At 36.1% G+C, this 25,318-nt stretch carries 25 protein-coding genes and 1 pseudogene; 24 read left to right on the forward strand and 2 right to left on the reverse strand.

Annotated elements, in window-relative coordinates:
* Positions 1–681: 681 nt before the first annotated feature.
* The 5 genes and pseudogenes from AXY_RS00210 (at position 682) to ltrA (ending at position 6,296) form a co-directional block, all read left to right on the forward strand.
* Entirely contained in the window at positions 682–1,449 is a 768-nt protein-coding gene (locus AXY_RS00210; protein ID WP_015008780.1) for a TatD family hydrolase, read from the forward strand.
* Positions 1,450–1,663: 214 nt separating this feature from the next.
* On the forward strand, positions 1,664–2,869 hold the full coding sequence (locus tag AXY_RS00215) for a G5 and 3D domain-containing protein (protein ID WP_015008781.1): 1,206 nt from the start codon (positions 1,664–1,666) through the stop codon (positions 2,867–2,869).
* Between the two features lie 125 nt (positions 2,870–2,994).
* A complete protein-coding gene (rnmV, locus tag AXY_RS00220; RefSeq protein WP_015008782.1) occupies positions 2,995–3,555 on the forward strand; it encodes a ribonuclease M5 in 561 nt (186 codons plus the stop codon).
* Positions 3,548–4,417 carry a 16S rRNA (adenine(1518)-N(6)/adenine(1519)-N(6))-dimethyltransferase RsmA gene (gene rsmA, locus AXY_RS00225; RefSeq protein ID WP_015008783.1) on the forward strand — a complete coding sequence of 290 codons (870 nt, stop codon included), beginning with the start codon at positions 3,548–3,550 and terminating at the stop codon, positions 4,415–4,417. Before rnmV ends, rsmA begins: the two co-directional genes overlap by 8 nt.
* A 619-nt stretch (positions 4,418–5,036) precedes the next feature.
* Positions 5,037–6,296, forward strand: a pseudogene (ltrA, locus tag AXY_RS00230) (group II intron reverse transcriptase/maturase).
* A gap of 78 nt (positions 6,297–6,374) precedes the next feature.
* On the opposite strand, the gene AXY_RS00235 reads toward ltrA, so the two are convergent.
* Both AXY_RS00235 and AXY_RS00240 read right to left on the reverse strand, forming a co-directional pair.
* Positions 6,375–6,977 carry a VanZ family protein gene (locus AXY_RS00235; RefSeq protein WP_172634996.1) on the reverse strand — a complete coding sequence of 201 codons (603 nt, stop codon included), beginning with the start codon at positions 6,975–6,977 and terminating at the stop codon, positions 6,375–6,377.
* Between the two features lie 26 nt (positions 6,978–7,003).
* The gene (locus AXY_RS00240; RefSeq protein WP_041450056.1) at positions 7,004–7,411 is read right to left on the reverse strand and encodes a hypothetical protein; all 408 of its coding nucleotides are present in this window, start codon (positions 7,409–7,411) and stop codon (positions 7,004–7,006) included.
* A 202-nt stretch (positions 7,412–7,613) separates the two neighbouring features.
* Here AXY_RS00240 and yabG point away from each other — a divergent pair, with 202 nt between their 5' ends.
* The 19 genes from yabG (at position 7,614) to AXY_RS00335 (ending at position 25,295) form a co-directional block, all read left to right on the forward strand.
* Positions 7,614–8,471, forward strand: coding sequence for a sporulation peptidase YabG (gene yabG / locus AXY_RS00245; RefSeq protein ID WP_015008788.1), 858 nt, complete (start codon positions 7,614–7,616; stop codon positions 8,469–8,471).
* A 200-nt stretch (positions 8,472–8,671) separates the two neighbouring features.
* Positions 8,672–8,938: a biofilm formation stimulator Veg gene (veg, locus tag AXY_RS00250; protein WP_015008789.1), complete on the forward strand. Its 267-nt coding sequence runs from the start codon at positions 8,672–8,674 to the stop codon at positions 8,936–8,938.
* Between the two features lie 133 nt (positions 8,939–9,071).
* A complete protein-coding gene (gene purR, locus AXY_RS00255) occupies positions 9,072–9,884 on the forward strand; it encodes a pur operon repressor (protein ID WP_015008790.1) in 813 nt (270 codons plus the stop codon).
* A gap of 211 nt (positions 9,885–10,095) precedes the next feature.
* Complete coding sequence (gene spoVG, locus AXY_RS00260) at positions 10,096–10,386, forward strand: septation regulator SpoVG (protein ID WP_015008791.1); 291 nt, start codon at positions 10,096–10,098, stop codon at positions 10,384–10,386.
* Positions 10,387–10,612: 226 nt separating this feature from the next.
* Complete coding sequence (gene glmU, locus AXY_RS00265; RefSeq protein WP_015008792.1) at positions 10,613–11,989, forward strand: bifunctional UDP-N-acetylglucosamine diphosphorylase/glucosamine-1-phosphate N-acetyltransferase GlmU; 1,377 nt, start codon at positions 10,613–10,615, stop codon at positions 11,987–11,989.
* Between the two features lie 21 nt (positions 11,990–12,010).
* Positions 12,011–12,964, forward strand: a complete 954-nt coding sequence (locus tag AXY_RS00270; RefSeq protein ID WP_015008793.1) for a ribose-phosphate diphosphokinase — start codon at positions 12,011–12,013, stop codon at positions 12,962–12,964.
* A gap of 172 nt (positions 12,965–13,136) precedes the next feature.
* Positions 13,137–13,778 (forward strand): 50S ribosomal protein L25/general stress protein Ctc, encoded by a 642-nt coding sequence (locus AXY_RS00275; protein WP_015008794.1) that lies wholly within the window; start codon positions 13,137–13,139, stop codon positions 13,776–13,778.
* 124 nt (positions 13,779–13,902) lie between these two features.
* The gene (gene pth / locus AXY_RS00280; RefSeq protein WP_041450057.1) at positions 13,903–14,460 is read left to right on the forward strand and encodes an aminoacyl-tRNA hydrolase; all 558 of its coding nucleotides are present in this window, start codon (positions 13,903–13,905) and stop codon (positions 14,458–14,460) included.
* Positions 14,461–14,566: 106 nt separating this feature from the next.
* Positions 14,567–14,797 (forward strand): anti-sigma-F factor Fin family protein, encoded by a 231-nt coding sequence (locus AXY_RS00285; RefSeq protein ID WP_015008796.1) that lies wholly within the window; start codon positions 14,567–14,569, stop codon positions 14,795–14,797.
* 98 nt (positions 14,798–14,895) lie between these two features.
* Positions 14,896–18,420 (forward strand): transcription-repair coupling factor, encoded by a 3,525-nt coding sequence (gene mfd, locus AXY_RS00290; protein WP_015008797.1) that lies wholly within the window; start codon positions 14,896–14,898, stop codon positions 18,418–18,420.
* A 192-nt stretch (positions 18,421–18,612) separates the two neighbouring features.
* The gene (spoVT, locus tag AXY_RS00295; RefSeq protein ID WP_015008798.1) at positions 18,613–19,146 is read left to right on the forward strand and encodes a stage V sporulation protein T; all 534 of its coding nucleotides are present in this window, start codon (positions 18,613–18,615) and stop codon (positions 19,144–19,146) included.
* A 190-nt stretch (positions 19,147–19,336) separates the two neighbouring features.
* Positions 19,337–20,902: a putative polysaccharide biosynthesis protein gene (locus AXY_RS00300; RefSeq protein ID WP_015008799.1), complete on the forward strand. Its 1,566-nt coding sequence runs from the start codon at positions 19,337–19,339 to the stop codon at positions 20,900–20,902.
* A gap of 6 nt (positions 20,903–20,908) precedes the next feature.
* A complete protein-coding gene (yabN, locus tag AXY_RS00305; protein WP_015008800.1) occupies positions 20,909–22,357 on the forward strand; it encodes a bifunctional methyltransferase/pyrophosphohydrolase YabN in 1,449 nt (482 codons plus the stop codon).
* A gap of 19 nt (positions 22,358–22,376) precedes the next feature.
* Positions 22,377–22,643, forward strand: coding sequence for an RNA-binding S4 domain-containing protein (locus AXY_RS00310; RefSeq protein ID WP_015008801.1), 267 nt, complete (start codon positions 22,377–22,379; stop codon positions 22,641–22,643).
* A 75-nt stretch (positions 22,644–22,718) separates the two neighbouring features.
* Positions 22,719–23,021 (forward strand): sporulation protein YabP, encoded by a 303-nt coding sequence (gene yabP, locus AXY_RS00315; RefSeq protein ID WP_015008802.1) that lies wholly within the window; start codon positions 22,719–22,721, stop codon positions 23,019–23,021.
* Positions 23,018–23,587 (forward strand): spore cortex biosynthesis protein YabQ, encoded by a 570-nt coding sequence (gene yabQ, locus AXY_RS00320; RefSeq protein WP_015008803.1) that lies wholly within the window; start codon positions 23,018–23,020, stop codon positions 23,585–23,587. Before yabP ends, yabQ begins: the two co-directional genes overlap by 4 nt.
* Positions 23,588–23,603: 16 nt before the next feature.
* The gene (locus AXY_RS00325) at positions 23,604–23,984 is read left to right on the forward strand and encodes an FtsB family cell division protein (RefSeq protein WP_015008804.1); all 381 of its coding nucleotides are present in this window, start codon (positions 23,604–23,606) and stop codon (positions 23,982–23,984) included.
* Positions 23,985–24,068: 84 nt separating this feature from the next.
* Positions 24,069–24,461 carry a S1 domain-containing RNA-binding protein gene (locus AXY_RS00330; protein WP_015008805.1) on the forward strand — a complete coding sequence of 131 codons (393 nt, stop codon included), beginning with the start codon at positions 24,069–24,071 and terminating at the stop codon, positions 24,459–24,461.
* A 297-nt stretch (positions 24,462–24,758) separates the two neighbouring features.
* The gene (locus AXY_RS00335) at positions 24,759–25,295 is read left to right on the forward strand and encodes a hypothetical protein (protein WP_015008806.1); all 537 of its coding nucleotides are present in this window, start codon (positions 24,759–24,761) and stop codon (positions 25,293–25,295) included.
* The last annotated feature ends 23 nt before the right edge of the window (positions 25,296–25,318 follow it).

Raw genomic sequence — 25,318 nt, forward strand, 5'->3', positions numbered from 1 at the left:
TATCAGAGAGATAGATACAATCGTTTTTTAGTGAACGTGAATAAACTTTCAAGGGTTCTATAATTTTTGGTGTTGGTGAGTTCTTTTTTTCGAATTCGCTGACACCTTTTTTTGTATTTTCATAGAAAAAGGCCAGTAGATTCCTTTATCATTAAGTCGACGAAAACCAATTTAAAGGAGAATCTACATGGCCTACGCTCATTGTATACGAAAAACATTTAATATTAAAGACGAAGGGTTAGATCACTTACATTTATAGAGGAACGAAAGCAAGAGGAAACTGCTTAGTTAAAATAGCAGCCATTTAATTAAGAAGTGAAAAACAGCAGGTGAAATACACGAGACTCCTGTGGGAATAAATCTTTTCGCTGTGACGAGTAATCGCAGTCCCAGTACGAGCTGAAGATCCACTCAGGCAAGCGCTCTTTGCTTACCTTAGTTAGCTAAAAGCCGTGCCTGCGAAAAGCGAGTGTGTTTCACCCCCTGTGAACAAGTTGAAACTTAATTAAAATTAATATACATTTATTCTCGGCTAATGATAAAACCTACCAACATTATTTGACATTGAACCATTAAATTTTGCTCCTACACGGTTACAAAGGTGTAGGAGTTTCTTTTTTGAAAAATCGGTGCTAGTATAATTGAAAAAGTCATCTCGATTAATTTTAGGAGGCAGTCAACATGTTATTTGACACGCATGCACATTTAAATGTTAACCAATTTGCTGAGGACGGAGCTGAAGTTATCAAGCGAGCAAACGAGCAAGGTATTTCAAAGATTGCTGTCGTTGGCTTTGATCATGAAACAATTGAAAAGGCGCTTGCGTTAGCTGAAAAGTATTCGTGTATTTATCCGATTATTGGTTGGCATCCAACCGAAGCGGGTCGTTATTCAGATCAAGTAGAAGAAAAATTAATCCAACTGATTCAATCAAAGCATATTGTTGCAATGGGAGAAATGGGTTTAGACTATCACTGGATGGAAGATCCTAAAGAAGTTCAAATCGATGTGTTTAGAAGACAAATTCGAGTGGCCAAGCAATTAGATATTCCAATCGTGATTCACAACCGTGACAGTACTGAAGATGTATATCAAGTATTAAAAGAAGAACATGTAGAGGATATAGGTGGGATTATGCATAGCTTTAATCTTTCACCAGATTGGCAAGAGCGCTTTTTAGATTTAGGGATGCATATTTCCTTTAGTGGTGTACTCACATTCAAAAATGCGATTGATGTGAAAGAAAGCGCGAAAGTTGTTCCTTTAGATAAAATGCTAATTGAAACGGATAGCCCTTACCTGGCACCACATCCTAATCGCGGTAAGCGCAACGAACCAGCTTATGTCAAACTTGTTGCAGAAGAAATTGCGCGGTTAAGGGGAATGACAGTTGAAGAAGTAGCTAAAGTTACGATGAAAAATGCAAATAAACTATTTAGGTTAATATAAAGGAAACGTTCCAATATTTGTATATATTACATCAATGTAACGGAATGCTTTAATTGTAACCTTTACTTAATATCAGTAAAATAAGCACTATTTTTGCGGTCAAACCCTTGATAAATCAAGGGTTTTATTTGTAACAAATTTAAAAAGCCCGATTTGACAACCTTTTTAAATGTTTATATAATACTGGCGCATAACAAAAAGGAGGCTTAATAGCATGAACCTAGTATCTAAGCTATTGCCAGTATTAAAAAACAAGGTTTTTATTTCACTTGTGAGTGTTATAGCTATCATTGTTATTAGTTATATTACATTTCTAGAAATTACAAAAGCTGAAATTAACTTTACGCATAATAATGTAACTGAAACTTTCATCACACGTGAGGATACTGTTGGCGAGTTTTTAGCCGAAATGGGTATTGAAGTAAGTGAGCATGATAAATTGTCACATTTACTTGATGATGAAATAGAATCTGGTATGAATTTAAGTTTAGAAAAAGCAAAGCAGATCATCTTAACGATTGATTCGGTGGATGAAGTTCATTATACAACTGAGGATACAGTTAAAGACTTTTTCAATGCAATTAATGTAACTGTAAATGAGCACGACGATTTAAACTTATCACCTAATCAAGCGATTGTAGAAGAACTTAATATTATTTTAAATCGTGCGATTGAAGTGACAATTAAAGATGCGACAGAAGAAGAGTCTGTCTGGACAACTGCGAATACAGTTGGTGAATTATTAGAATCAGAGGCGATTGAATTAAATGAACTTGATCGTCTTGAGCCAAAGAAAGAGGCTGAACTAGAACAGGACATGACTGTAAGTATTACAAGAGTTGAAGAAGTTACAGATGTCATTGAAGAAAAAATAGAGTTTTCTACTGTTCGTAGAAATGATGCATCAATTGAAAAAGGTAAAGAGAAGGTTATAGCATCTGGTTCAGATGGTTTAATTGAGAAGAAATATAAAGTCATCATTGAAAATGGTAAAGAAGTGTCTCGTGAATTAGTCAGTGAAGAAGTTAAAAAGCAAAGTGAGCAACGAGTAGTAGCTGTTGGAACTAAGGTCATCCAAAAGGTTGTTTCTCGTGGTGGAAGCTCTAGCTCGACAAGTGCAAAGAGCGGTTCAAAAACTTTTACCATGTCTTCAACTGCTTATACAGCGGGTTGCAGTGGTTGTAGTGGCGTGACAGCGACAGGGATTAACTTAAATAACAATCCTAATATGAAAGTTATTGCAGTTGACCCGAGTGTGATCCCTTTAGGAACACGCGTTTATGTAGAAGGCTATGGAGAAGCAATTGCCGGTGATACAGGTGGATCAATTAAAGGAAATAAAATTGATGTTCATGTACCAACTAAAGCAGATGCTAAAAGTTGGGGACGTAAGACAGTTAAAGTCACTATTTTAGATTAATATAACGACCCTTGTTAATGAATAGATTAACAAGGGTTTTCTTATTTGTGATGATTACTTGCGTTTGTTAAAATCGGAAGTTTATAATACAGGAGAAGTTTTATTACGGTCAGGAGTTTTTTTAAATGCGAATCAAAGAAATTATCGTCGTTGAAGGTAAAGACGATACAGCAAAACTTAAACAGTTTTTTAATGTTGATACAATTGAAACAAATGGTTCTGCAATTGATCAATATGTACTCGATCAAATTCAGCATGCAAAGAAAAAGCGTGGTGTGATTATTTTTACTGATCCAGACTATCCCGGACAGCGGATTCGTCATATTATTGATCAGGCTATACCAGGATGTAAGCATGCTTTTCTAACGAAGGATGAAGCGAGAGCAAAATCTGATAAAGGGATTGGAATTGAACATGCAACTAAAGCATCACTTGAAGCGGCTCTAGCTGATATATATGAACTTGTTCAAACCGACGAACAATTAATTAGTCGAGATGATTTAATTGAGTTTGGTTTAATTGGTGGAACAAAGGCTAAGGCTAGACGTGAAAAGTTAACCGAGCGGTTGCGAATTGGTTACGCAAATGGTAAGCAATTACTAAAAAGGCTCCAGATGTTCGATATTACACCTGAGCAATTAAAAGCTGAGATGGAGATTATTTTTCAGGAGGAAGACAATGAGTAAAGAAAAGGCAATTGCAACACCAAGCCAAACGAAGGCTTATTTAAATAAGTTTGGTTTTTCATTTAAGAAAAGTTTAGGACAAAATTTTATTATTGATGTCAATATTTTAAATAATATATTAAACGTTGCGGGTGTTACAAAAGATGTTGGTGTGATTGAAATTGGTCCAGGCATGGGGGCATTAACCGAACAACTTGCACAAGCAGCTGATCACGTTGTTGCATTTGAAATTGATCAACGTTTAGAGCCTATTTTAGCAGAGACTCTTGCTGATTATGATAATATTTCAATAGTTTTTGAAGACGTCCTAAAAGCAGATGTGCAAGCAGTAATTAATCAACACTTTAAACCTAGTCAGCCGATTAAGCTGGTAGCGAATTTACCATACTATGTTACAACACCGATTATTATGCAATTGTTAATGTCACGATTACCACTTGAAAGTATTACGGTCATGATTCAAAAGGAAGTTGCAGAGCGAATGGCGGCAGAGCCAAATAGTAAAAGTTATGGTTCACTTTCAATCGCGGTTCAGTATTATACAGAGGCGATACATACGTTTAATGTACCAAAAACAGCATTTATGCCTCAACCTAATGTTGAATCAGCTGTTTTACATTTAACGTTCCGTAAAGAGCCACCAGTCCATGTTGAAGATGAGCCATTTTTCTTTAGTCTTGTTAGGGCGAGTTTTGCACAAAGACGAAAAACGTTAAGAAATAATTTAGTGAGCTTTTTTAAAGGCAAGTATGATAAAGAAATGGTTGAGGAAAAATTAAAGCAAGCTGAAATAAGTGGCGATCGCAGAGCTGAAACATTATCGATTGGGGAGTTCGCAAATTTGGCAAATACTTTTTGTTAATTCTAATCCGCGATCTTCCATGATAAATGCAAATAAAACGAGTGACCATTTTAAATGATCACTCGTTTTGTTGTGTGCCCAGCATGGGTGCAGACTCTAGGGTGAAAGTCCCGAACAGTGAAGGCAGTAGTAGCTGTAGCTTAAGACAAGGATATGACAAGTGACCGTCATATCTGAAGGAAGTCGGCGGCAAACCTCCGCTCCGAGGAACACGAACCTCATATAAGGCTAAGTAATACTGGATGAGTTTGCAACACAAAACAAAGTCCTTACTGTCAAAGGTATTATAGAGTAAATGAGGCGGGGACATGGAGGGAAAGTCTGTACCCTTACCTGGGGAGAACCTGTTGGAACGCCATGCACACATGGTAAGCAACTCCGTGAAGGGTTGTTGAACAACAGGCGTCAGCAGACGTCATAGTACCTGTTTACTTAAGGAAACAGGGAAGGACTGAACCAAGTATGAAGAATCACATCTAGGCGTTCATTCCGTTCAATGAAGCAGTAAAAGATAACAACCTACTTTAAGGAGGAGATGGTGAATCCCATCAGGGACTTAAAGAGGGTGGAGAATGGAATGGCACAAGAAGAACCGTGATTCACGCAGGAGGAATATCAAATGATGGAACAGATTCTGTCACGACCAAATCTTTTAAAAGCAATCAAACGCGTAGAAAAGAATAAGGGAAGCCATGGTATTGACCAAATGCCCACAACAGACCTAAGGGTGTATGTGATGGAGAATTGGCATACCATGCGTGAACAACTGTTATCTGGTACCTATCAACCGCAACCCGTGCGACGGGTCGAAATCCCGAAACCTAACGGCGGAGTTAGAAAATTAGGTATCCCTACAGTGACAGATCGTCTTATCCAACAGGCAATTGCCCAACAACTAACGCTAGTATTTGATCCGACATTTTCAGAATTCAGTTATGGATTCCGTCCAAATAGAAGGGCGCATACAGCGGTCAAACAGGCAAGAGCTTACATTGAAGAAGGATATCGCTGGGTTGTAGATATGGATCTAGAGAAGTTCTTCGATAAAGTGCATCATGATCGCCTTATGGCGAGACTTGCGACTAGAATTAAGGACAAAGTATTACTGCATCTCATTCGTCAGTTTCTACAAGCGGGTGTAATGGAAAATGGGCTCGTCAGCCCAATGACAGAAGGAACACCTCAGGGTGGCCCGTTAAGTCCACTACTTTCAAATATCGTACTGGATGAATTAGACAAGGAACTAGAGAAGCGTGGTCATAAATTTGTCCGATATGCCGATGATTTCCATATTTATGTGAAGTCAAGCCGAGCAGGAGAACGTGTGATGGAATCGATCACGACTTTCATTGAAAAGAAACTACGCCTCAAGGTAAATCGTGAGAAAAGCGCAGTAGACCGCCCATGGAAACGTAAACTTTTGGGATTTAGCTTTACATGGAATAAGAAGCAACCTAAAATCCGATTAGCAGAAGAAACCATCAAGCGGTTCAAAGCTCGTATAAGACAATTAACATCAAGGAAATAACGTATATCTATGGAGCAACGTATTGATAAACTAAATAGCTATCTAGTCGGTTGGTTGGGTTATTATCAATTAATTGATACACCAAGCAATCTAACAATATTAGAATCATGGCTAAGTCGAAGACTTCGAATGATACGCTGGAAAGAATGGAAATTACCCAGAACGAAAGTAAGGAATCTAATATCGTTAGGGATTTCTCCACAGAAAGCTTATGAATGGGGAAACTCTCGAAAAGCATACTGGCGTATCGCGAAAAGTCCAATACTACACAGAACCCTAGGCAAAGCCTACTGGGCTAACCTAGGGTTAAAGATCATATCTGCAAGATATGAGATTCTGCGTTCGACATAATTTGGAACCGCCGTATACGAGAACCGTATGTACGGTGGTGTGAGAGGGACGGAGGTTAGTCACCTCCCCCTATCTCAATTAGGATTTGTCTGTTGCTAAGTTCGTTGACCTCGTTTTCTGATTGTACCTATCGTATCCAAGCTGTAATAGTCTAAAGATACTAAACCCAATCAAGATACTAAGGCTATTGAGGATAATATCATCAATGTCAGAACTACGACCAATAAAGTATTGAATGAATTCAATTGTTGTAACAAAGCCAATACCTAATAACAAAATGCTTTTAAATGAACGTAGCTTTATCCATAAAAGTGGTGCAAAAATACCTAAAGGTAAAAATAACATTAAATTAGCTAATAGATTTAGTGAGGATATTGCTCCCCAATCATCAACTGCAGAGTTAGTCGTATAAAGGTATTCAGTAATTGACTTAAACGGTATAAGATTTATATTGGCATTTATATTATCAAAATTAAACCAAAAGTACAGTTCCCTAGTAAGACTATCTACCCCAAATGTGAAGTCTGGCATAATTGTTTGAGAAAGCAAGCCACTCAGATAAGCTACGAATAGAGATAGTATTATTTCGCGGAGCCAATAGATTTTTAATTGTTTCTTTTTAATGAGGATAATTCTAGGAACCCCATATATAAACAAGCCAATTAAGCTATATATAAACATGCTTTGTAAATAGGTAGCGATTAAACTCATTGTTTTCTAATATATCCTGAAAAGTTACTTGGTGCTTTAAAGCTAATGAAATATTTATCTGCTTTGGTTAGTGAAATATCAAATGTTGTTTTTCCGTTAGAAGGAACTTTAACCTTTTTCTGAGTTGGAAACAAGCCACTGTCTTTAACAACTTTAACTTCTAAGTCTTTTGTTTTGTGCGTGTTATTTACATGGATTCGCACTTTAGATGCGTTAGTAAATTTGTAATTTGTATAAAGCATAGATCCAGAAGCTTTACCTGAAAATTTATATTGTCCCTCTTCTGTTAAATCCCATGTTTTTGTTGGTTTACTTATAGCAGCTTCAACAGTAATTGAATTAAATATATTTGTTGCAAATACAATAACTAATAGCAATAAGGTGATTCTTCTCAAATTACCCATACTATCCCTCCTTTTGTAATATATAGACATTATAACTTTTAGGTATTTATTGTCAATAGTTTAAATGAGGTGTTTTAGCTTTTATAGAGAAATTAGGAATCAGTTTAAGGGATCCACTAATTAAATTATTTTGACTTAGGCAATGCACCTCGTATTCATCTTTAACATAAGCTAGGGTTAGATGGGAAGGAGGCGTTGGGGGATGGACTTTATTATTGGTGATCTTGTTACGCGCAGGTCACACAAGCACGATATTATCTTTCGGATCGGATCAATTGAAGGTGAGACAGCGATTCTTCATGGTGAGGATCTACGTTTAGAGGCGGATGCACCTTTATCGGATTTAGAAAAGGTAGCAGATCGAGAAATTGAAAGGTATCTGGAAACCGAGAAAGAACAGGTCGATTATTCATTTCGACTATTTCGACAGGATTATCAGTTGATGAAAGAAAAACGCAACTACGAAGCTTCTGATGGCTATCAGAAGCAAAGTTACTTTCAACTGCCTGCTCGCGTGCTCCACTTAGATGGAGATCGGAATTATTTAAAGAAATGTATAGATCTTTACCAAAGAATTGGTTTGCAGGTTCATGGCCTTCATATTTTAGAAGCAGATATGCCAGCAGAGATCGCTGGCTTAATTAAGCGTATACAGCCAGATTTACTTGTCATTACTGGTCATGACGCTTATTCTGAAAAAAGGGGTAGTAAGAAGGATTTAAAAGCTTACCGACATTCTAAATACTTTGTTGAAGCAGTTCGAGAGGCGCGTCGAGTTGAATCAAATCTAGACCAGCTTGTTATTTTTGCTGGAGCATGTCAATCACATTTTCAATCGATTATTCGAGCAGGTGCAAATTTTGCCAGCTCACCTTCAAGGGTTAATATTCATGCACTTGATCCGGTTTATATAACAGCTAAACTTGCGTATACCTCATTTATGGATAAAGTTACAGTGTCTGATGTGCTTAGAAATACACTAACTGGAGAAAAGGGATTAGGTGGTATTGAGACTCGTGGATTTTTACGGACGGGTATGCCATATTTGACAGAAGAATGAACAATTGTAATGCGATTTACCAGATTGATGAATAATTTAACTAGCTGAAGCCATAATACTAACAAATAATCGCCAGAGTTTTGAATTATAGCAAAATGAAAAAATGTATTGACAATCAAAATAGTATCCTGTTATAATTGAATATTTTATTGACTATTACGTTTTTTTGTGCTATAATTGGATCAGAGAGGTGGAGTATAGTGGCAAAAACTTTAGCTGAAATTAAGAGTGCCTTAGATGATCAGATCGGAAAACGCCTAAAACTGATAGCAAATGGCGGAAGAAGAAAGACAGTAGAGCGTCATGGAGTTCTAGCGGAGACATATCCTTCAGTTTTCATCGTTGCTTTAGATCAAGATGAGAATGCATTTGAACGTGTGTCTTATAGCTATGCAGACATCTTAACAGAGACAGTAGAATTAAACTTCATTGAAGAGAAAAAAGCAGTACCAGCTAATGAGCAGTAAATTTACTGCTCTTTTTGTTTGCTTATTTTTCAACAGTTACGGAGATATTAGATGTAACTTGATTATTAGCTTGAACAAATACGAATAAAATGATATATTTATTAAAAAATATTCGGTTTTGAGAGGTGAAATAATGAAAAGAAGTGATCGTTTAGTCGGAATGACGAACTATCTATTAGAACATCCACTAGATCTTGTTTCTTTACCTTTTTTTTCTGAGCGATATGATGCTGCAAAATCATCAATAAGCGAAGATTTAACGATAATAGATAATATGTTTAAGTTTGAGGGCATTGGATACTTGGAATCTATTCCTGGTGCAGCAGGTGGGATTCGCTATATACCTAAGTATGATCAACAAAAGAGCATGGCATTTGTCGATTCATTAGCAGAAAGACTTAATGACCCGTCAAGAATATTACCTGGTGGTTACTTATTTATGAGTGATTTACTTGGCGAACCTACAACAGTAAGGGAAATTGGTCGTTTATTTGCGACAGCTTTTGCCTCATTAAATATTGAAGTGGTCGTTACTGTTGCGACAAAAGGTATTCCGCTAGCTTATGCCGTTGCTTCATTTTTAAATGTTCCAGTAGTCATTGCCCGTAGGGATCCAAAAATAACTGAAGGATCTACAGTTAGTATCAATTATGTATCTGGCTCATCAAGGAAAATTCAGTCGATGGTCTTAACTCGCCGTAGTTTAAAACAAGGCTCGACAGTTTGTATTATTGACGACTTTATGAAAGCTGGCGGGACGATTGATGGGATGAAGAGTTTATTAAAGGAATTTGATGCAACTGTTGCTGCTATAGGTGTATTAGCTGAAGCAGAGGACGAAGAAGATGAGCGTGTTGTAACGGATTATACTTCATTACTGAAGATTGCGCATGTAGATGATCGAAATAAAGAGATCGAAGTAGTAAGAGGAAATTATTTCAATTAATTAGTGTTAATCACTGGTGCTGTTCGAATCAAATAACGATTATGTAGGCCAAACCTTTGAATGATTTGTATGAAAATTCCATTAAAGCGATAAAAAGAGAGAAAAAATTAAAGTTTTTTTCAAAATTATCAAATTAAGCAGGATTTTTGCCTTATCTTGTTGAATCTATAACTTTAGAACTGCAAGTGCAAAGAAAAGGGTGGTGAACATAATGGAAGTAACAGATGTAAGATTACGCACAGTAAAAAGTGACAGCAGGATGAAAGCAATTTCCTCGATAACTTTGGATGATGAGTTTGTTATTCATGATATTCGGGTAATCGATGGTAACAATGGCCTATTTGTTGCAATGCCATCGAAGCGTACGCCTGATGGGGAGTTTCGTGATATTGCTCACCCAATTAATTCGAATATGCGAGCGAAAATTCAAGATGCTGTATTGGCTAAATATGAGAGCGTTCTCAAACAAGCCGAAAAGTATGAAGAAGCAAGTGTGTCATAATTTTTATTTGTACAAAAGTCTAATCAATTTGATTAGACTTTTTCTATGCCAAAAAGTAGATAATTTGTAGCTGCTGTTGAAATTCGTGTTCTTTTAAGATATATTTTTTAATGGTATAATTTTATTTAACAATTACTTTAATTACAGTTGGATGGACTGTAATCTAGTTGTTTTGAAGTTAAGTAAGTTTAGTGTGAAGTAAATTAATTGATGGAGGTTTCCTAGAATGTCAAATAAGTATGCAATTGTACTTGCTGCAGGTCAAGGAACACGGATGAAATCTAAACTTTATAAAGTTCTTCATCCTGTAATGGGGATTCCGATGGTGGAGCATGTGATCAATCAGTTAGAAGCTTTAAATTTGGATAGAATTATTACCATTGTTGGTCATGGAGCAGAGAAGGTTAAAGAGCAACTGGGTGACCGGACTCTTTATGCAAATCAACTTGAACAATTAGGTACTGGTCATGCTGTACAGCAGGCAGAATCCTTACTTAAAGATAAACAAGGTATCACGCTCGTTGTATGTGGAGATACACCTTTATTAACTAAGGAAACTCTAGCGCAACTTTATACCTACCATCAGCAAACTGAAGCTAAGGTAACGGTTTTAACAGCTAAAATGTCAGATCCAACTGGATATGGACGTGTTCTACGTAATCAACATGGCGGCGTAGAGAGAATCGTTGAACATAAGGATGCCTCTTCAGAAGAACTTCAAGTAACGGAAATCAATACAGGTACATATTGCTTTGACAATCAATTTCTTTTTAATGCATTAAGTGATGTGACTAACGAGAATGCACAAGGCGAGTACTATTTGCCAGATGTAATAGAGATTGCTAAGATGAGAAATGAAAAAGTAAGTGCATATATGACGGATGATGCTAATGAAACAATCGGGGTTAATGATCGCGTCGCATTAGCTCATGCTGAAAAACTTATGAAAAAACGGGTAAATGAGTATCATATGAGGAATGGTGTAACGATAGTTGATCCTGATCAAACTTACATTTCCCCTTCTGTTAAAATAGACCCAGATGTAATAATTGAACCTGGATCAATTATTAGAGGTGAGACAACGATCTCAAGTGATACTGTTATTGGACCAAATTCAGAGATAGAAGATTGTCACATTGGCAATTCTACAACGATTAAGCATAGTGTCGTGCACCAAAGTGAAATTGGGTCAAATGTTCACATTGGTCCATTTGCTCATATACGACCGCAATCTGAAATTCATGATCATGTTAAAATTGGTAATTTTGTAGAAGTGAAGAAATCATTGATTCAAGATGCAAGTAAAGTTTCACACTTAAGTTATATTGGCGATGCAGAAATCGGTAAAGATGTAAATGTTGGCTGTGGGACGATTACTGTTAACTACGATGGGGAAAATAAGTACAAGACAACTATTAAAGATGGTGCTTTTATTGGTTGTAATAGCAATTTAATTGCTCCAGTAACGATAGGAGAAGGTGCTTTAGTTGCTGCTGGATCAACAATCAATAAAGATGTACCGGATGACGCTCTATCAATTGCTAGATCAAAACAAATAAATAAAGAAAACTATGCGAAAAAAATTAAAAAAACATCAAAATAAGTATTATGGAGGTTTGACTAAATGTCGAGGGGATATCAAGATCGTACGTTGAAAGTTTTCACGCTAAATTCAAATCCGGAGTTAGCGATGGACGTCGCAAAACTAATAGGTGTGCCATTAGGTGAGTGTTCTGTTTCAACCTTTAGTGATGGCGAGATTCAAATTAATATTGAGGAAAGTGTTAGAGGTTGTGATGTCTATGTGGTTCAATCAACATGTGCCCCTGTTAACCGTCACATCATGGAATTACTCATTATGATTGATGCTTTAAAGAGAGCGTCAGCTGCAACAATTAACGTTGTTATTCCATACTACGGCTATGCACGTCAAGATCGAAAGGCAAAGCCAAGAGAGCCAATTACAGCAAAGCTAGTTGCTGATATTCTCCAAGTGGCTGGGGCTTCACGAGTCATTACAATTGATTTACATGCACCACAAATTCAAGGATTCTTTAATATACCAGTAGATCAGCTTGTAGGCGTACCGATCTTAGGCGATTATTGGGAAAGTAAGCAATTAGATGAACTGGTGATTGTTTCACCTGACCACGGTGGAGTATCACGAGCACGTCAGTTAGCTGAACGTCTAAAAGCCCCAATTGCGATTATTGATAAAAGACGTCCACGACCAAATGTTGCAGAAGTGATGAATATTGTTGGTGATATTCAAGGTAAGACAGCAATTTTAATTGATGATATGATCGATACGGCTGGAACAATTAGTCTAGCTGCAGACGCATTGATTAAAAATGGTGCTAAAGAAGTTTACGCTTGCTGTACACATGCTGTTTTATCAGGTCCAGCAATGGAGAGAATTGGACAATCCCCAATAAAAGATTTAGTTGTAACCAATACGATCCCGTTACAAGAAGAGAAATTGACAGATAAAGTAACGGTATTATCAGTGGCGCCTTTGATTAGCGAGGCGATTATTAGAGTGCACGAACAGTTACCTGTAAGTGTCTTATTTGATTAATTACTCAAAAACCTGTTTAATAGATATAGGCAACGGGAACATCAGTTATTATTATTAGTTTTCACCAATCGACAAGTTGGACAAACTTGTTGGTGAGAAAATAGATTTTCGCGCTTATTATATAACATGATGATTGCGAATGAATATCAATTAAATATGGAGGATGGGAATTATGGCAGTGAAGTTAAAGGCAGAACGTAGAGATGATTTAACAAAATCCTACACGAAACAGTTAAGAGATAAAGGTTTTGTTCCGTCAGTTGTATATGGTAAAGATAAAGAACCAGTTACTATAGCGGTAGAAAACATTGAATTATTGAAAACCCTTCGTGATGAAGGACGAAACGCCGTTATTACACTTGACGTTGATAAAGGTGAAGCAGTTCAAGTCATGCTTCATGAATATCAAATGGATCCACTCCGTGATGAATTAATTCACGCAGATTTTTATGTTGTTGATATGTCTCAAGAAATGGATGTTACTGTTTCTATTCAGTTAGAAGGAGAGCCGGTAGGAGTATCTAACGGTGGTGTCCTACAACAACCGCTATATGAATTACAAGTAAGAGCAAAGCCTGCTGATATACCAGAGGTTATTACGGTTAATGTAGCGGAATTAGAAATAGGTGATGCAATTTCAGTTGGCGATTTAGAAAAAGTAGATAGCTACGAAATAACTGAAGATCCTGATGCAACAATCGTTACAATTACACCACCTGAAGCTGAGGAAACTCTAGAACCAGCAGAAGATGGGGATGTTGAACCAGAACTTGTTGACCAAAAAGGTGGACAAGGCGAAGAAGCAACAGAATAATATCGTAATAGTAGGCTAATGGGAGATCCCCGTTAGCCTATTTTAAATGGTATTGCTTTATTTTTAGCTGAAAAGCAAGTAAAATATGATGCATATATACGCTTGATAGAAAGATGGGAAAATGATGAAATGTATTGTTGGATTAGGTAATCCAGGACGGAAATATCAAAAAACACGACATAATGTTGGTTTTATGGTAATTGATGAATTATTAAATCGCCATGGTTGGTCGCTAGATAAGAAAAAATTCAATGGTCACTATTGTCTAGAATCGCTTCATGGAGAGAAAGTCGTTTTACTACAGCCACAGACATATATGAATTTGTCGGGAGATTCAGTAAAGCCGTTACTAGATTTTTATCAGATTGAACCGAGTCAATTACTAGTCATATATGATGATCTTGATTTGCCAATAGGTAAAGTGAGATTAAGACAAACAGGTGGTCACGGTGGCCATAATGGAATGCGCTCAATTATCCAGACAGTTGGAACGAAACAGTTTAATCGTATTCGTATTGGGATTGATCGACCACAGACAGGTATAACTGTTACTGATTATGTTTTAGGCAAGTTCTCCAAGGCAGAGAATGGCCTTGTATCTGATAGCATAAGTATTGCAGCTGATGCATGTGAAGCCTGGATGGATAAACCATTTCTTGACGTCATGAATGCATATAATTAAAACAAATGCATAATTTATGATAATAGCAAAATTAAGTTATATAGGATGTATAATGACCTTTTTATCGGAAATAATAGTTGTATTGTTAATAAGGAGGTCATTATTTGTGTTGATCCATTATCGGTGTAAGCATTGTTATACAACAATAGCCGAATTAAGTCATGACCGGTTAAATTTGGAACAATTAGGATTCAATCAATTGACTGACGAGGAAAAACGAGAGATGATTTATTATCATCATCCTAATGAAGCGGATGTATTTGTTATTTGTGAAAGTTGTGAGTCAGCTTTGTATCATTATCCAAATTACCGAGAATTAGAGTTCTTTATTCATTAACTAATTAAAGTAAACAAGTAAGAAAGCTTTGGTTATTAGTAGCCAAAGCGTTTTTGCACGTACACAACAAGTTGTGTTTTATTATAGGGGGATAAAAAATGAGAGGGATTGATCAATATTTATCAGAACATGAAGATATCGATTCAATAATATCTGGAATAAATTCTAAGCTGGATGAACAATTAATCACCGGTTTATCAGGTTCTGCAAGAAGTGTTTGGATTGCTGCAATCCAAAGAAAAGTAAAAAAGCGAATGTTGCTTGTCAGTAATCAACTAACACAAGCTCAACAGCTTTATGAAGATTTATCTGAACTGATAGATCCTAATCGAGTACATCTCTATCCAGTCAATGAATTGCTTATTGCAGATATGGCAATCTCAAGTCCTGAACTAAGGAGTCAGAGAATTGAGGCATTGACATCTTGGTTAGCGCATGATGATCATATCCTAGTTGCTCCCGTTGCTGCCTTAAAGCGAATTTTACCACCTGTTGAATATTGGGGTCAGTTTATTCTTGATTACCAAGTTGGTGAAAGTATTGATATTAGTCATCATTTAACGATGATGGTCAAAATGGGTTATGAGCGTGTCGATATGGTAACAAATCCAGGTGAGTTTAGTATGAGGGGTGGAATTATTGATATCTACCCGATTACTGAGTCGAACCCATTACGGATTGAATTATTTGATGATGAAGTTGATTCAATACGTTATTTTGATATTGCAACACAACGTTCACTAGAGAAAATTAATAGTATTACACTAAAACCTACAAGTGAATTTCTTCTATTGGATGAAGATATAAGTCGGATCGCGGATCGATTAGAACAAGGTCTATCAAGTTCGTTAAGTCAAATTCAAGACCAAAAGACCAAACTGAATCTACAAGGAAATATAGGTGAAGAGATAGAACTTTTGCGGACAAATGAAACGTTTCAAGAACTATATAAATATAGTCGCTATTTTTATGAAGAGCCTGCTAGTTTACTAGACTATTTAGGACAAGATGGTTTAATAATTTTAGATGAAATAGGTAGGATTCAGGAAACGGCTGAACAGCTAGACCAGGAAGAACTTGAATTAATAGAAGTTCTATTATCTGACCAAAAAATTGTACGTGACTTAACCTTTTCAAATGATTGGCGTCATATTTGGGGCCAAATGACTCAGCAAAAACTTTATTTAACGGTATTTTTAAGGCATGTACCAAACACCTCACCAAAGAATATTGTGAACCTTTCAAGTCGTCCAATGCAGCAATTCCATGGACAGATGAATCTATTACAAGGTGAGATTACACGTTGGAATCGTGCTGATTACTCAGTGATATTTTTAGTCCCAACGCATACAAGAGCTGAAAAGGTACAATCAATCTTAGCTGATTATCATATTGAAGCTGGATTGGCTGATGAAACAACGACACTTCCAATTAAACAACCAGTTATCATGGTAGGAAATATATCGAGTGGTTTTGAATTACCGATGCAAAAGTTGGCGGTTGTAACGGATCAAGAATTGTTTAAAGCTAAATTGAACAGACGTAAACAAAAGCGACAAAAGCTATCCAATGCTGAACGTATGAAGAGTTATACCGAATTAAAAGAAGGAGACTTCGTTGTTCACGTTAACCACGGTGTTGGTCGTTTTGTTGGTATTGAAACATTAACAGTGCAAGGTGTTCAAAAGGATTTCATGTTAATTAAATACCGGGGTGACGATCGTTTATTTGTTCCAATCGATCAAATTGACCTCGTTCAAAAGTATGTAGGATCAGAAGCGAAGGAGCCGAAGTTATATAAGCTTGGCGGTACAGAGTGGAAAAAAGTAAAAAGTAAAGTCAAATCTAAAGTTGAAGATATCGCTGATGAATTAATCAAGCTATATGCTGAAAGAGAAGCGACAAAAGGTTATGCCTTTAGTGAAGATACACTACTTCAAAGGGAATTTGAAGATGCTTTTCCATATGAAGAGACAGAAGATCAGTTGCGTAGTATTGAGGAAATAAAGCAAGACATGCAAAGGGCTAGACCAATGGATCGCTTGCTTTGTGGTGATGTTGGTTATGGTAAAACAGAAGTAGCGATACGGGCTGCCTTTAAGGCAATCATGGATGGTAAACAAGTTGCATTCCTTGTACCGACGACAATTTTGGCGCAGCAACACTTTGAGACCATTATTGAACGGTTCCATGATTACCCGATTGAAGTACGATTGCTCAGTCGTTTTAGGACACAAAAGGAGCAGAAAGATGCACTAAAAGGGTTAAAAGAGGGTGTCGTTGATCTTGTCGTCGGGACACACCGTTTACTTTCAAAAGATGTTGTTTATAAAGATTTAGGTTTGCTTATTGTCGATGAAGAGCAGCGATTTGGTGTTAAGCATAAAGAGAGAATTAAGCAAATTAAAACTAATGTAGACGTCCTGACTTTAACGGCTACGCCAATTCCTAGAACGTTACATATGTCTATGCTTGGCGTTCGTGATTTATCAGTTATTGAAACACCACCAGCGAACCGATTCCCAATTCAGACGTATGTCATGGAATATAATCCAGTCTTTATTAGAGAAGCTATTGAAAGAGAACTAGGGAGAGGTGGTCAAGTTTTCTTCCTATACAATCGTGTTGAAAATATAGAGCAAAAAGCACAGGAAATTGAGAATCTTGTTGAAGGAGCTAGAGTTGCTGTTGCTCACGGACAAATGAATGAAACTGAATTAGAAAATATAATGCTCGCGTTTTTAGAAGGTGAGTACGATGTCTTAGTTAGTACTACGATTATAGAGACTGGCGTTGATATACCAAATGTAAATACACTGATTGTTGATCAGGCTGATCGAATGGGATTAAGTCAGCTCTATCAATTACGAGGTCGTGTAGGGCGAAGTAATCGAATTGCTTACGCTTATTTCACTTACCAGAAAAACAAAGTACTGTCAGAGGTTGCTGAACAACGATTACAAGCTATTAAAGAATTTACAGAGCTTGGTTCTGGTTTTAAAATTGCAATGCGTGATTTATCTATTCGCGGGGCTGGAAATATATTAGGTGCTGAACAGCATGGGTTTATTGATTCAGTAGGCTTTGATTTATATTCTGATATGTTAGCTGAATCGATTGAGAAGAGAAAACTAAAACAAGATCAAGTTGAAGAATCTATCGAGCCGGAACTAAGTTTAGCAATTGAAGCATTTATACCTGACCACTATATTTCAGATAGTAAACAGAAAATTGCCATGTATAAACGCTTCCAGGCGGTAGATAGTCAAGAAGGTATTGATGATATAATCGATGAATTAACTGATCGATTTGGAGATTATCCTAAAGAGGTTGAAAACTTGCTAACTGTTTGTCAAATACGTATCGATGCTAAGAAACATTATGTTGAGACCATTAAAGAAGTTAAAAATAAGATTACCATCATATTTAATGAGAAGATGAGTCGGGAAGTTGATGGAGAGAAATTATTTAATTATGCTGTTGATTTTGGTCGAATGATAATGTTAGGTACAGAGCAAAATAAGTTAAAAATAACTTTCACTTTTCAGAAAAACATTCTTCCAGAGCGCTATCAATATGTTCGATCATTTTTAACTGCGTTAGAAAATTTAAAGAGAGAATAATGTATAGTTCTCTATTTGGTTAACCATACTAAATATACACTGAAATGTTTATCCTATAAAATAATGGGAATATAAATGTAAAGTGTTACTTTTTTTAAAAACCACGGGGTCCATACTTTTACAACAAGAAGATTTTCCAAACGCTAAGTCAGTGAATTGAATTAAATTTGTTAAAGAAAAGAGGTCAAACATATGAAAGCTACAGGTATTGTTAGAAGGATTGATGATCTAGGAAGAGTGGTTATCCCTAAAGAAATTCGAAGAACGTTAAGAATTAGAGAAGGTGATCCACTAGAAATTTTCGTTGACCGTGAAGGAGAAGTAATATTAAAGAAATATTCTCCAATTCAGGAACTTGGTCATTTTGCTCAAGAATATGCAGAATCGTTGTTTCTTTCACTTAACAAGACTGTTTTGATTTCTGACCGAGATACTTTTATTGCCGTTGATGGCTCAAATAAGAAGGAATATTTGAATAAGAGTGTTTCAGATCTAATTGAGCGTGTCATGGAAGATCGACAACCATTAGTGAAGGAGTCATTTGTTGCGTTAGAGCTGGTTAAAGATCACGCAGTAATTAATGCATCATACATTATCCAACCTATCATAGCTAACGGTGATCCAGTCGGTGCGATTATCGTGTTCTCAAAAGATGAAAAAGCAACTAATGAAGAAAAAGTCACATTAGAAATTGCAGCAAACTTCTTAGGAAAACAAATGCAGTGATAGCGCCATAAAAAGTAAATGTTGTTTTATTAACCCGAACATTTTAATGTTCGGGTTATTTAGCTTGGCAAATCGCCTACTGTTTTTTAAATGTCAAACTCAAGGTTATTCAACAGATTGAACGCTTCATGCAAAGGTGTCTATGCTATAATGAAAATGATTTTATACTGAAGAAGGGTAAAATATTATCATGAGCAAACAAAATGAACAACAGCAATTTTTTAAAGGGGCATTTTTGCTTACATATGCAGGGTTGTTTGGTAAAGTTTTAAGTGCAATTTATAGAATCCCATTGCAAAATTTGACTGGAGATGTTGGTTTTTACATCTATCAACAGATCTATCCGTTTATTGGTGCGTCGATGGTACTAGCCTTATATGGATTTCCAGCTGCAATATCACGCATAATCGCTAGACAATCGAACCAGAATAATCAGCAATTAAGAAAAAGGATATTAGCTTACCTGATGATATGTTCAGGATCTGTATTTATATTAATCTATATGTTAGCGCCGCAATTGGCACGCTTAATGAGTGATATTGGATTGATTCCTGCTATTCGAGTTAGTGCTTTTTCATTTCTACTCGTCCCTTTTGTTTCATATTTCCGAGGCCTGTTTCAAGGTGAAAATAATATGATACCGACAGCGATTTCACAAATGGTTGAACAGGTTATTCGGGTTAGTTTAATTATTGTAACAGCTTATTTAATTGTGAAGTTAAATCGTTCTTTATATGATGTTGGGTTTGGAACAGCGATAGCTACGATTATTGGTAGCTTACTATCTCTAATGAGTTTAATGTTATTTTATGCAAGAAGAGAAAGGACATATTCTAATAATGCTCAGATTGAGCAAGTGACTAATAAAAATTTATTTAAAGAAGTCATTGGCTATGGATTAGCAATAGCGATCAATCATATGGTTCTTTTGCTCTTACAATTCGTTGATGTTTTTACACTTGTTCCTTTGCTAAGGAAAACAGGCATATCGCTTTTTGATGCTCAAGTTTTAAAAGGAGTACTTGATCGAGGGCAACCATTGGCTCAATTCGGAATTGTTGCAGCTTCTTCTTTAGCATTAGCATTAATTCCATCAGTCACAAAATTGAGACTAAAAAATGATCGGAAGCGATTTACAAGTTATGTTGCGAGTACATGGCGGTTTACACTTTATTTGGCTAGTGGAGCAACAGTAGGACTGATTGTGCTGTTTCCTGAGGTTAATACATTACTTTTTAAAGTAGATTTAGGTTCCATAAGCTTACGAATCTTTTCTGTCACGATTATTTTTTCGGCATTGAGTATTTCAACAGCATCAATCCTGCAAGGATTAGGTTATATATACCAAACGGCGCTATTTGTCATCGTAGGTATGATTGCGAAGTTAATTTTAAACTTGATGCTTATCCCTATGTGGGGAATTAAGGGTGGCGCTTTGGCAACAGTGTTATCGTCACTCATCATTTTATTACTAAATGTCTACTACTTAAAGCGACATACAAATGAATTAGACCGTATTGTAGTGCCGTGGTTTAAATTAGTGACTGCCCTGTCCATTATGGGAGTAGTAGTTTATAGTTTGAATTTGTTAGGGAAAGCCCAATTCTATCAGTTTAGTCGATTCGGTCAATTCATTTATCTAGTGTGCATGATTGTGATTGGAGTTACCACTTATATATTAAGTTTAAAGAAATTTGCTGTCTTTACTAAAGAGGAGCAAGAAGTTTTACCGCTTAAATTTATTAAAAAGGGTTGATTAACTATGTGTCGAATAGAGATTATTGGTTTAGGAGCTGGTGATATCGATCAGCTTAATCTAGGTACTTATCGAAAATTAATAGAACAGAACGTCCCGTTGTTTGTCCGGACAGCAGATCATCCTGTACTTGATTCGCTTAAACAAGAAAATATTACATTTCAAGCATTTGATTCGATCTATCAAGCGCATGACCATTTTGAAGCAGTTTATGAAGAGATTGTTCGCCAACTATTAAGCTTAGCACAACAACATCAGTTCATTCGTTACGCAGTCCCGGGGCATCCAATGTTAGCTGAACGCACTGTTCAAATGTTACTTGATCAAACTGATGTTAAGGTAGAAATTAGTGGTGGTCAAAGTTTTCTCGATGATCTATTTACTGCAGTAAAAATTGATCCCATTGAAGGTTTTCAATTTTTAGATGCAACTAGTTTTGAACGAAGCCAAATCGATTATACGAGTCATCTTATATTTTGTCAGGTTTACGACCAGATGATTGCTTCAGACGTAAAGCTGACGCTTTTAGAGGATTTACCGCCTCATCACCCAGTAGTTGTCGTAGAAGCAGCTGGAAGCTCAGCAGAACAGACTATACGTGTCCCGTTAGTAGAGTTGGATCAAGTTATTCAATTAAGTAACCTTACAAGTGTTTATGTAGAGCCTATTACACAAGAAGCCTTGCCGCATCAATTCACCCGATTAAGAGAGGTCATTGCGACATTAAGGGGGCCAAATGGTTGCCCGTGGGATCGAAAACAAACACACCAATCGTTACGAAAATATTTGATTGAAGAAGCTTATGAATTAATCGACGCTATTGATGAAGAAGATGATGATCACATTATCGAAGAACTTGGTGATGTATTACTGCAAGTTATGTTGCACAGTCAAATTGGTGAAGATCACGGATTTTTCACCATCGATGATGTGATTCGTTCCATTACTGAAAAGATGATTCGAAGACATCCGCATGTTTTTTCTGATGTTCAAGTAGCAAATGAACAAGATGTCATGGAGAACTGGCAGATCATTAAAGCACGTGAGCAAAATAATGAAATTAATCAATCATTACTTGATCGGATACCTTTCTCTGCCTCTACATTAGTCACAGCAGACCTCCTACAAAAGGAAGCTGCTAAAGTAGGTTTTGATTGGGATACAGCTACACCAGTCATTGAAAAATTAACTGAAGAGTTAGAAGAGGTAACAGAAGCTATTCAGCAGGGAGAAACAACAGATATTGAAAAGGAAATTGGTGATCTTCTTTTTACGATCGTAAATCTAGCACGTCATTATCAAATTAGTAGTGATTTGGCGTTAAATAGAACTAATAATAAGTTTAAAGATCGATTTCAATACATGGAGTCTGAAATAGACAAGCTAGGGAAGCAAATGACCGATTTAACTTTAGAAGATTTAGATCATTTTTGGGAAAAGGCAAAGAAAAACTAAAATAGAGGAGATAATTAAGATGCGATTAGACAAATTTTTAAAAGTATCTCGTTTAATTAAACGACGTCCGTTAGCCAAAGAGGTTGCTGACCAAGGTAGAGTGAAAATTAATGGTCATGTAGCAAAGGCGTCTTCAACAGTTGCGATTGACGACGAAATTGTGATTCAATTTGGCCAAAAGATAGTTACTATTAGAGTAACAGATTTAAAAGATACTACACGTAAGGAAGATGCTGCAACGCTTTATACCGTTTTAAAAGAAGAACAAATTTCAAAAGAAAATTAATAATATCATCTTAAAGATGTTCTATCTATTGCCTCTCCTACATATCTTGTTATTGATATAAAAGGAGGGACTAGCATGTTACAAGAAACCAATCATTCATTTACACCCGTACAATCAACAGAACATGAAGTAAAAGTACGTAATAGACGATTAATTGAAATCACAGGCGTAAAAGAAGTTGATAGCTTTGATAGTGAAGAGTTTTTATTAGAAACAGTTTTAGGATACCTAATGATTAGAGGCGACAATTTACAAATTAAAACATTGGATGTCACGAAAGGTAAAGTAGAGATTAGGGGGAAACTCCTTGATTTCTCATACTTAGATGACCACCAAAATGATCAAACAAAGGGTTTTCTCGGGAAACTCTTTAAATGACAATTGAGATTCAATTCGCCTCTTTTATTACGATGGGTATAGTTGGCTTTTATTTAGGTTGTATGTTTGATACAAATGAGCGAATAATTCAGGCAATAAAGGGTTCGCGTATAGTTAAGGGGCTTTGTCAGCTAGTTTTTTGGTTAATACAGAGTATGGTTATATTTTACCTACTTGTAAAAGTTAATGGCGGTCAAGTTCGTCTTTACTTTATCATTGCGATTATATTTGGCTATTGGCTCTATTTCCTTCGGTTTAGAAAAGTCTATCAAAGGATTTTAGCAAGAATTATTCAGCTTATTAAGGCTATTTTACTATTTATTAAAAAAACAATTACAACAATTATAATTAAACCGATAAAATTACTAGTTTTAGCCTTTTTAACAGTCATAAATCTTGTTATAATGATGGTATTAAAAATATTTTCCTTTTTGTTGATAATGATAGGTTGGCTGTTTAGGCCGATACTACTAATCATACCGAAAAATGTGAGAAAGTACTTAGTTTCATTATCCAAAATGTGTAGTAAGATAATAGAAAGGGTATTAAATCGTAAACAGAAATAGAGGAGGATCGCGTGTCATGCAAAGAAGACATTCAAAAGTATCTCGAATCGACTCCCCATATATGAATCAATATGATGCACACATGGAAAGACAACGTAAAAGAAAACGTCTATTAAAGAGGCGGTTAATTTTGTTTGGCGCGATTGTAATCATTTCCTTCTCCAGTCTATTTACATACCATCTAAGTCAAAGAGGCCTCTATGCGGAGAAGAAAGCTCAGTATGAAATGTTACAACAAGAGAAACAAGAGTTATTAGCTGAGGAATCTGCCTTGATTGAAGAAATTAAGTTATTAGAAGATGAATCCTATGTTCTACGGATTGCCAAAACCAACTACTTCTTTACCGAAGAAGGGGAAATTGTTTTTAAACTTCTAGAAGAGGCTCCAGCTTATTGACAGAGTTTTCATTGCTTAGCTATAATGTAGTTGAGTACGTATATTTATATATGTTTTTTAAATTTAAGGAGGAGCATTTTTTTTATGTCAATCGAAGTAGGCAGCAAATTGCAGGGTAAGGTAACGGGTATCACTAATTTCGGAGCGTTTGTTGAATTGGAAGAAGGGACGACAGGACTTGTTCATATTAGTGAAGTTGCCGATAATTATGTGAAAGATATTAATGAACACTTAACTGTAGGTGATAGTGTAACAGTAAAGGTCATTAATGTTGAAAAAGATGGTAAGATTGGATTGTCAATTAAGAAGGCAAAGGATAATCCTGATCAAGGGCAAGGGCGTCGGAAGCCATCAAGACCAGTGCGCTCAGAGAATTTCGAAGCAAAAATTGACCGTTTCCTAAAGGATTCTGAAGATCGTCTAGCGACATTGCGTAAGCATACAGAATCTAAACGCGGTGGAAGAGGTGCTAGATAAGACTTATTTGCTGTCTCATTTATAGTAATAGGTAGGTCAAGTCATAATTAAATCAATCATTACAATAGATATACTTACAAAGTTATTAGAGCTACAAGCATTGTACTCTAATAACTTTTTTGTTTTTTTTAGTTTAACTAGAGGCAAAAACGGTTATGATAACAGTGTTAACAATATTGTCAAAGATAGTTTGTATACTTATAACTATTTTTAATATTTATATATACAAATATTAAAAAACATGCTAATATAATCTTTGTACATTATTGAACAAACAAAAAGAAAGAGGGGACACAAATGAAATTTAAATTATTCTTATCAATGCTTTTAGCAGTAAGCCTGTTAGTTGCGTGTGGAGGAGACGACACAGATAAAGAAGCAGATAAAGGAACTGACACAGGTACAGATGTTGTATCAGCAGCTTCTTCCGCAGGAGACGCAGAAGAACTTAAAGCTACTTCATCAGAAAATGGTTCATGGATTATTATCCCAACAACTGATATTACTTTAGAGGAAGAGTTAGTTGTAGCTGGTACTTTCCATAATCAAGGCGATGAAGCTAACGATGTTTATCGTAAATTTGCTGCATACGAAACTGATGCAGATCAAAATATTACTGCACAACGTACAATTACAACGCCACGTTTAGTAGTTCAAAGCGAGAACCTATACTTCAAAGGTGGTATTGTTGAAGGTGATGTATACGTAGAAGCAGACGGATTCGTATTAGATGAGACTGCAACAATCACTGGTAACCTTGTATTTGCTAATGCTGACTATGAAGCATCTGCAGATATTGCAGGAACTGTTGAAGGCGAAACTTCAGTAGAATAAATCTAAGATTATAAAAAGCGAAC

The organism is Amphibacillus xylanus NBRC 15112 (genome assembly GCF_000307165.1).
GTDB classification, from domain to species: Bacteria; Bacillota; Bacilli; order Bacillales; family Amphibacillaceae; genus Amphibacillus; species Amphibacillus xylanus.

Excerpts from the sequence above, each read along its gene's own strand:
- AXY_RS00210 (WP_015008780.1), top strand. The coding sequence starts at position 682 with ATGTTATTTGACACGCATGCACATTTAAATGTTAACCAATTTGCTGAG.
- AXY_RS00215 (WP_015008781.1), top strand. The coding sequence starts at position 1,664 with ATGAACCTAGTATCTAAGCTATTGCCAGTATTAAAAAACAAGGTTTTT.
- rnmV (WP_015008782.1), top strand. The coding sequence starts at position 2,995 with ATGCGAATCAAAGAAATTATCGTCGTTGAAGGTAAAGACGATACAGCA.
- rsmA (WP_015008783.1), top strand. The coding sequence starts at position 3,548 with ATGAGTAAAGAAAAGGCAATTGCAACACCAAGCCAAACGAAGGCTTAT.
- AXY_RS00235 (WP_172634996.1), bottom strand. The coding sequence starts at position 6,977 with ATGTTTATATATAGCTTAATTGGCTTGTTTATATATGGGGTTCCTAGA.
- AXY_RS00240 (WP_041450056.1), bottom strand. The coding sequence starts at position 7,411 with ATGGGTAATTTGAGAAGAATCACCTTATTGCTATTAGTTATTGTATTT.
- yabG (WP_015008788.1), top strand. The coding sequence starts at position 7,614 with ATGGACTTTATTATTGGTGATCTTGTTACGCGCAGGTCACACAAGCAC.
- purR (WP_015008790.1), top strand. The coding sequence starts at position 9,072 with ATGAAAAGAAGTGATCGTTTAGTCGGAATGACGAACTATCTATTAGAA.
- spoVG (WP_015008791.1), top strand. The coding sequence starts at position 10,096 with ATGGAAGTAACAGATGTAAGATTACGCACAGTAAAAAGTGACAGCAGG.
- glmU (WP_015008792.1), top strand. The coding sequence starts at position 10,613 with ATGTCAAATAAGTATGCAATTGTACTTGCTGCAGGTCAAGGAACACGG.
- AXY_RS00270 (WP_015008793.1), top strand. The coding sequence starts at position 12,011 with ATGTCGAGGGGATATCAAGATCGTACGTTGAAAGTTTTCACGCTAAAT.
- AXY_RS00275 (WP_015008794.1), top strand. The coding sequence starts at position 13,137 with ATGGCAGTGAAGTTAAAGGCAGAACGTAGAGATGATTTAACAAAATCC.
- pth (WP_041450057.1), top strand. The coding sequence starts at position 13,903 with ATGAAATGTATTGTTGGATTAGGTAATCCAGGACGGAAATATCAAAAA.
- mfd (WP_015008797.1), top strand. The coding sequence starts at position 14,896 with ATGAGAGGGATTGATCAATATTTATCAGAACATGAAGATATCGATTCA.
- spoVT (WP_015008798.1), top strand. The coding sequence starts at position 18,613 with ATGAAAGCTACAGGTATTGTTAGAAGGATTGATGATCTAGGAAGAGTG.
- AXY_RS00300 (WP_015008799.1), top strand. The coding sequence starts at position 19,337 with ATGAGCAAACAAAATGAACAACAGCAATTTTTTAAAGGGGCATTTTTG.
- yabN (WP_015008800.1), top strand. The coding sequence starts at position 20,909 with ATGTGTCGAATAGAGATTATTGGTTTAGGAGCTGGTGATATCGATCAG.
- AXY_RS00310 (WP_015008801.1), top strand. The coding sequence starts at position 22,377 with ATGCGATTAGACAAATTTTTAAAAGTATCTCGTTTAATTAAACGACGT.
- yabP (WP_015008802.1), top strand. The coding sequence starts at position 22,719 with ATGTTACAAGAAACCAATCATTCATTTACACCCGTACAATCAACAGAA.
- yabQ (WP_015008803.1), top strand. The coding sequence starts at position 23,018 with ATGACAATTGAGATTCAATTCGCCTCTTTTATTACGATGGGTATAGTT.
- AXY_RS00325 (WP_015008804.1), top strand. The coding sequence starts at position 23,604 with ATGCAAAGAAGACATTCAAAAGTATCTCGAATCGACTCCCCATATATG.
- AXY_RS00330 (WP_015008805.1), top strand. The coding sequence starts at position 24,069 with ATGTCAATCGAAGTAGGCAGCAAATTGCAGGGTAAGGTAACGGGTATC.
- AXY_RS00335 (WP_015008806.1), top strand. The coding sequence starts at position 24,759 with ATGAAATTTAAATTATTCTTATCAATGCTTTTAGCAGTAAGCCTGTTA.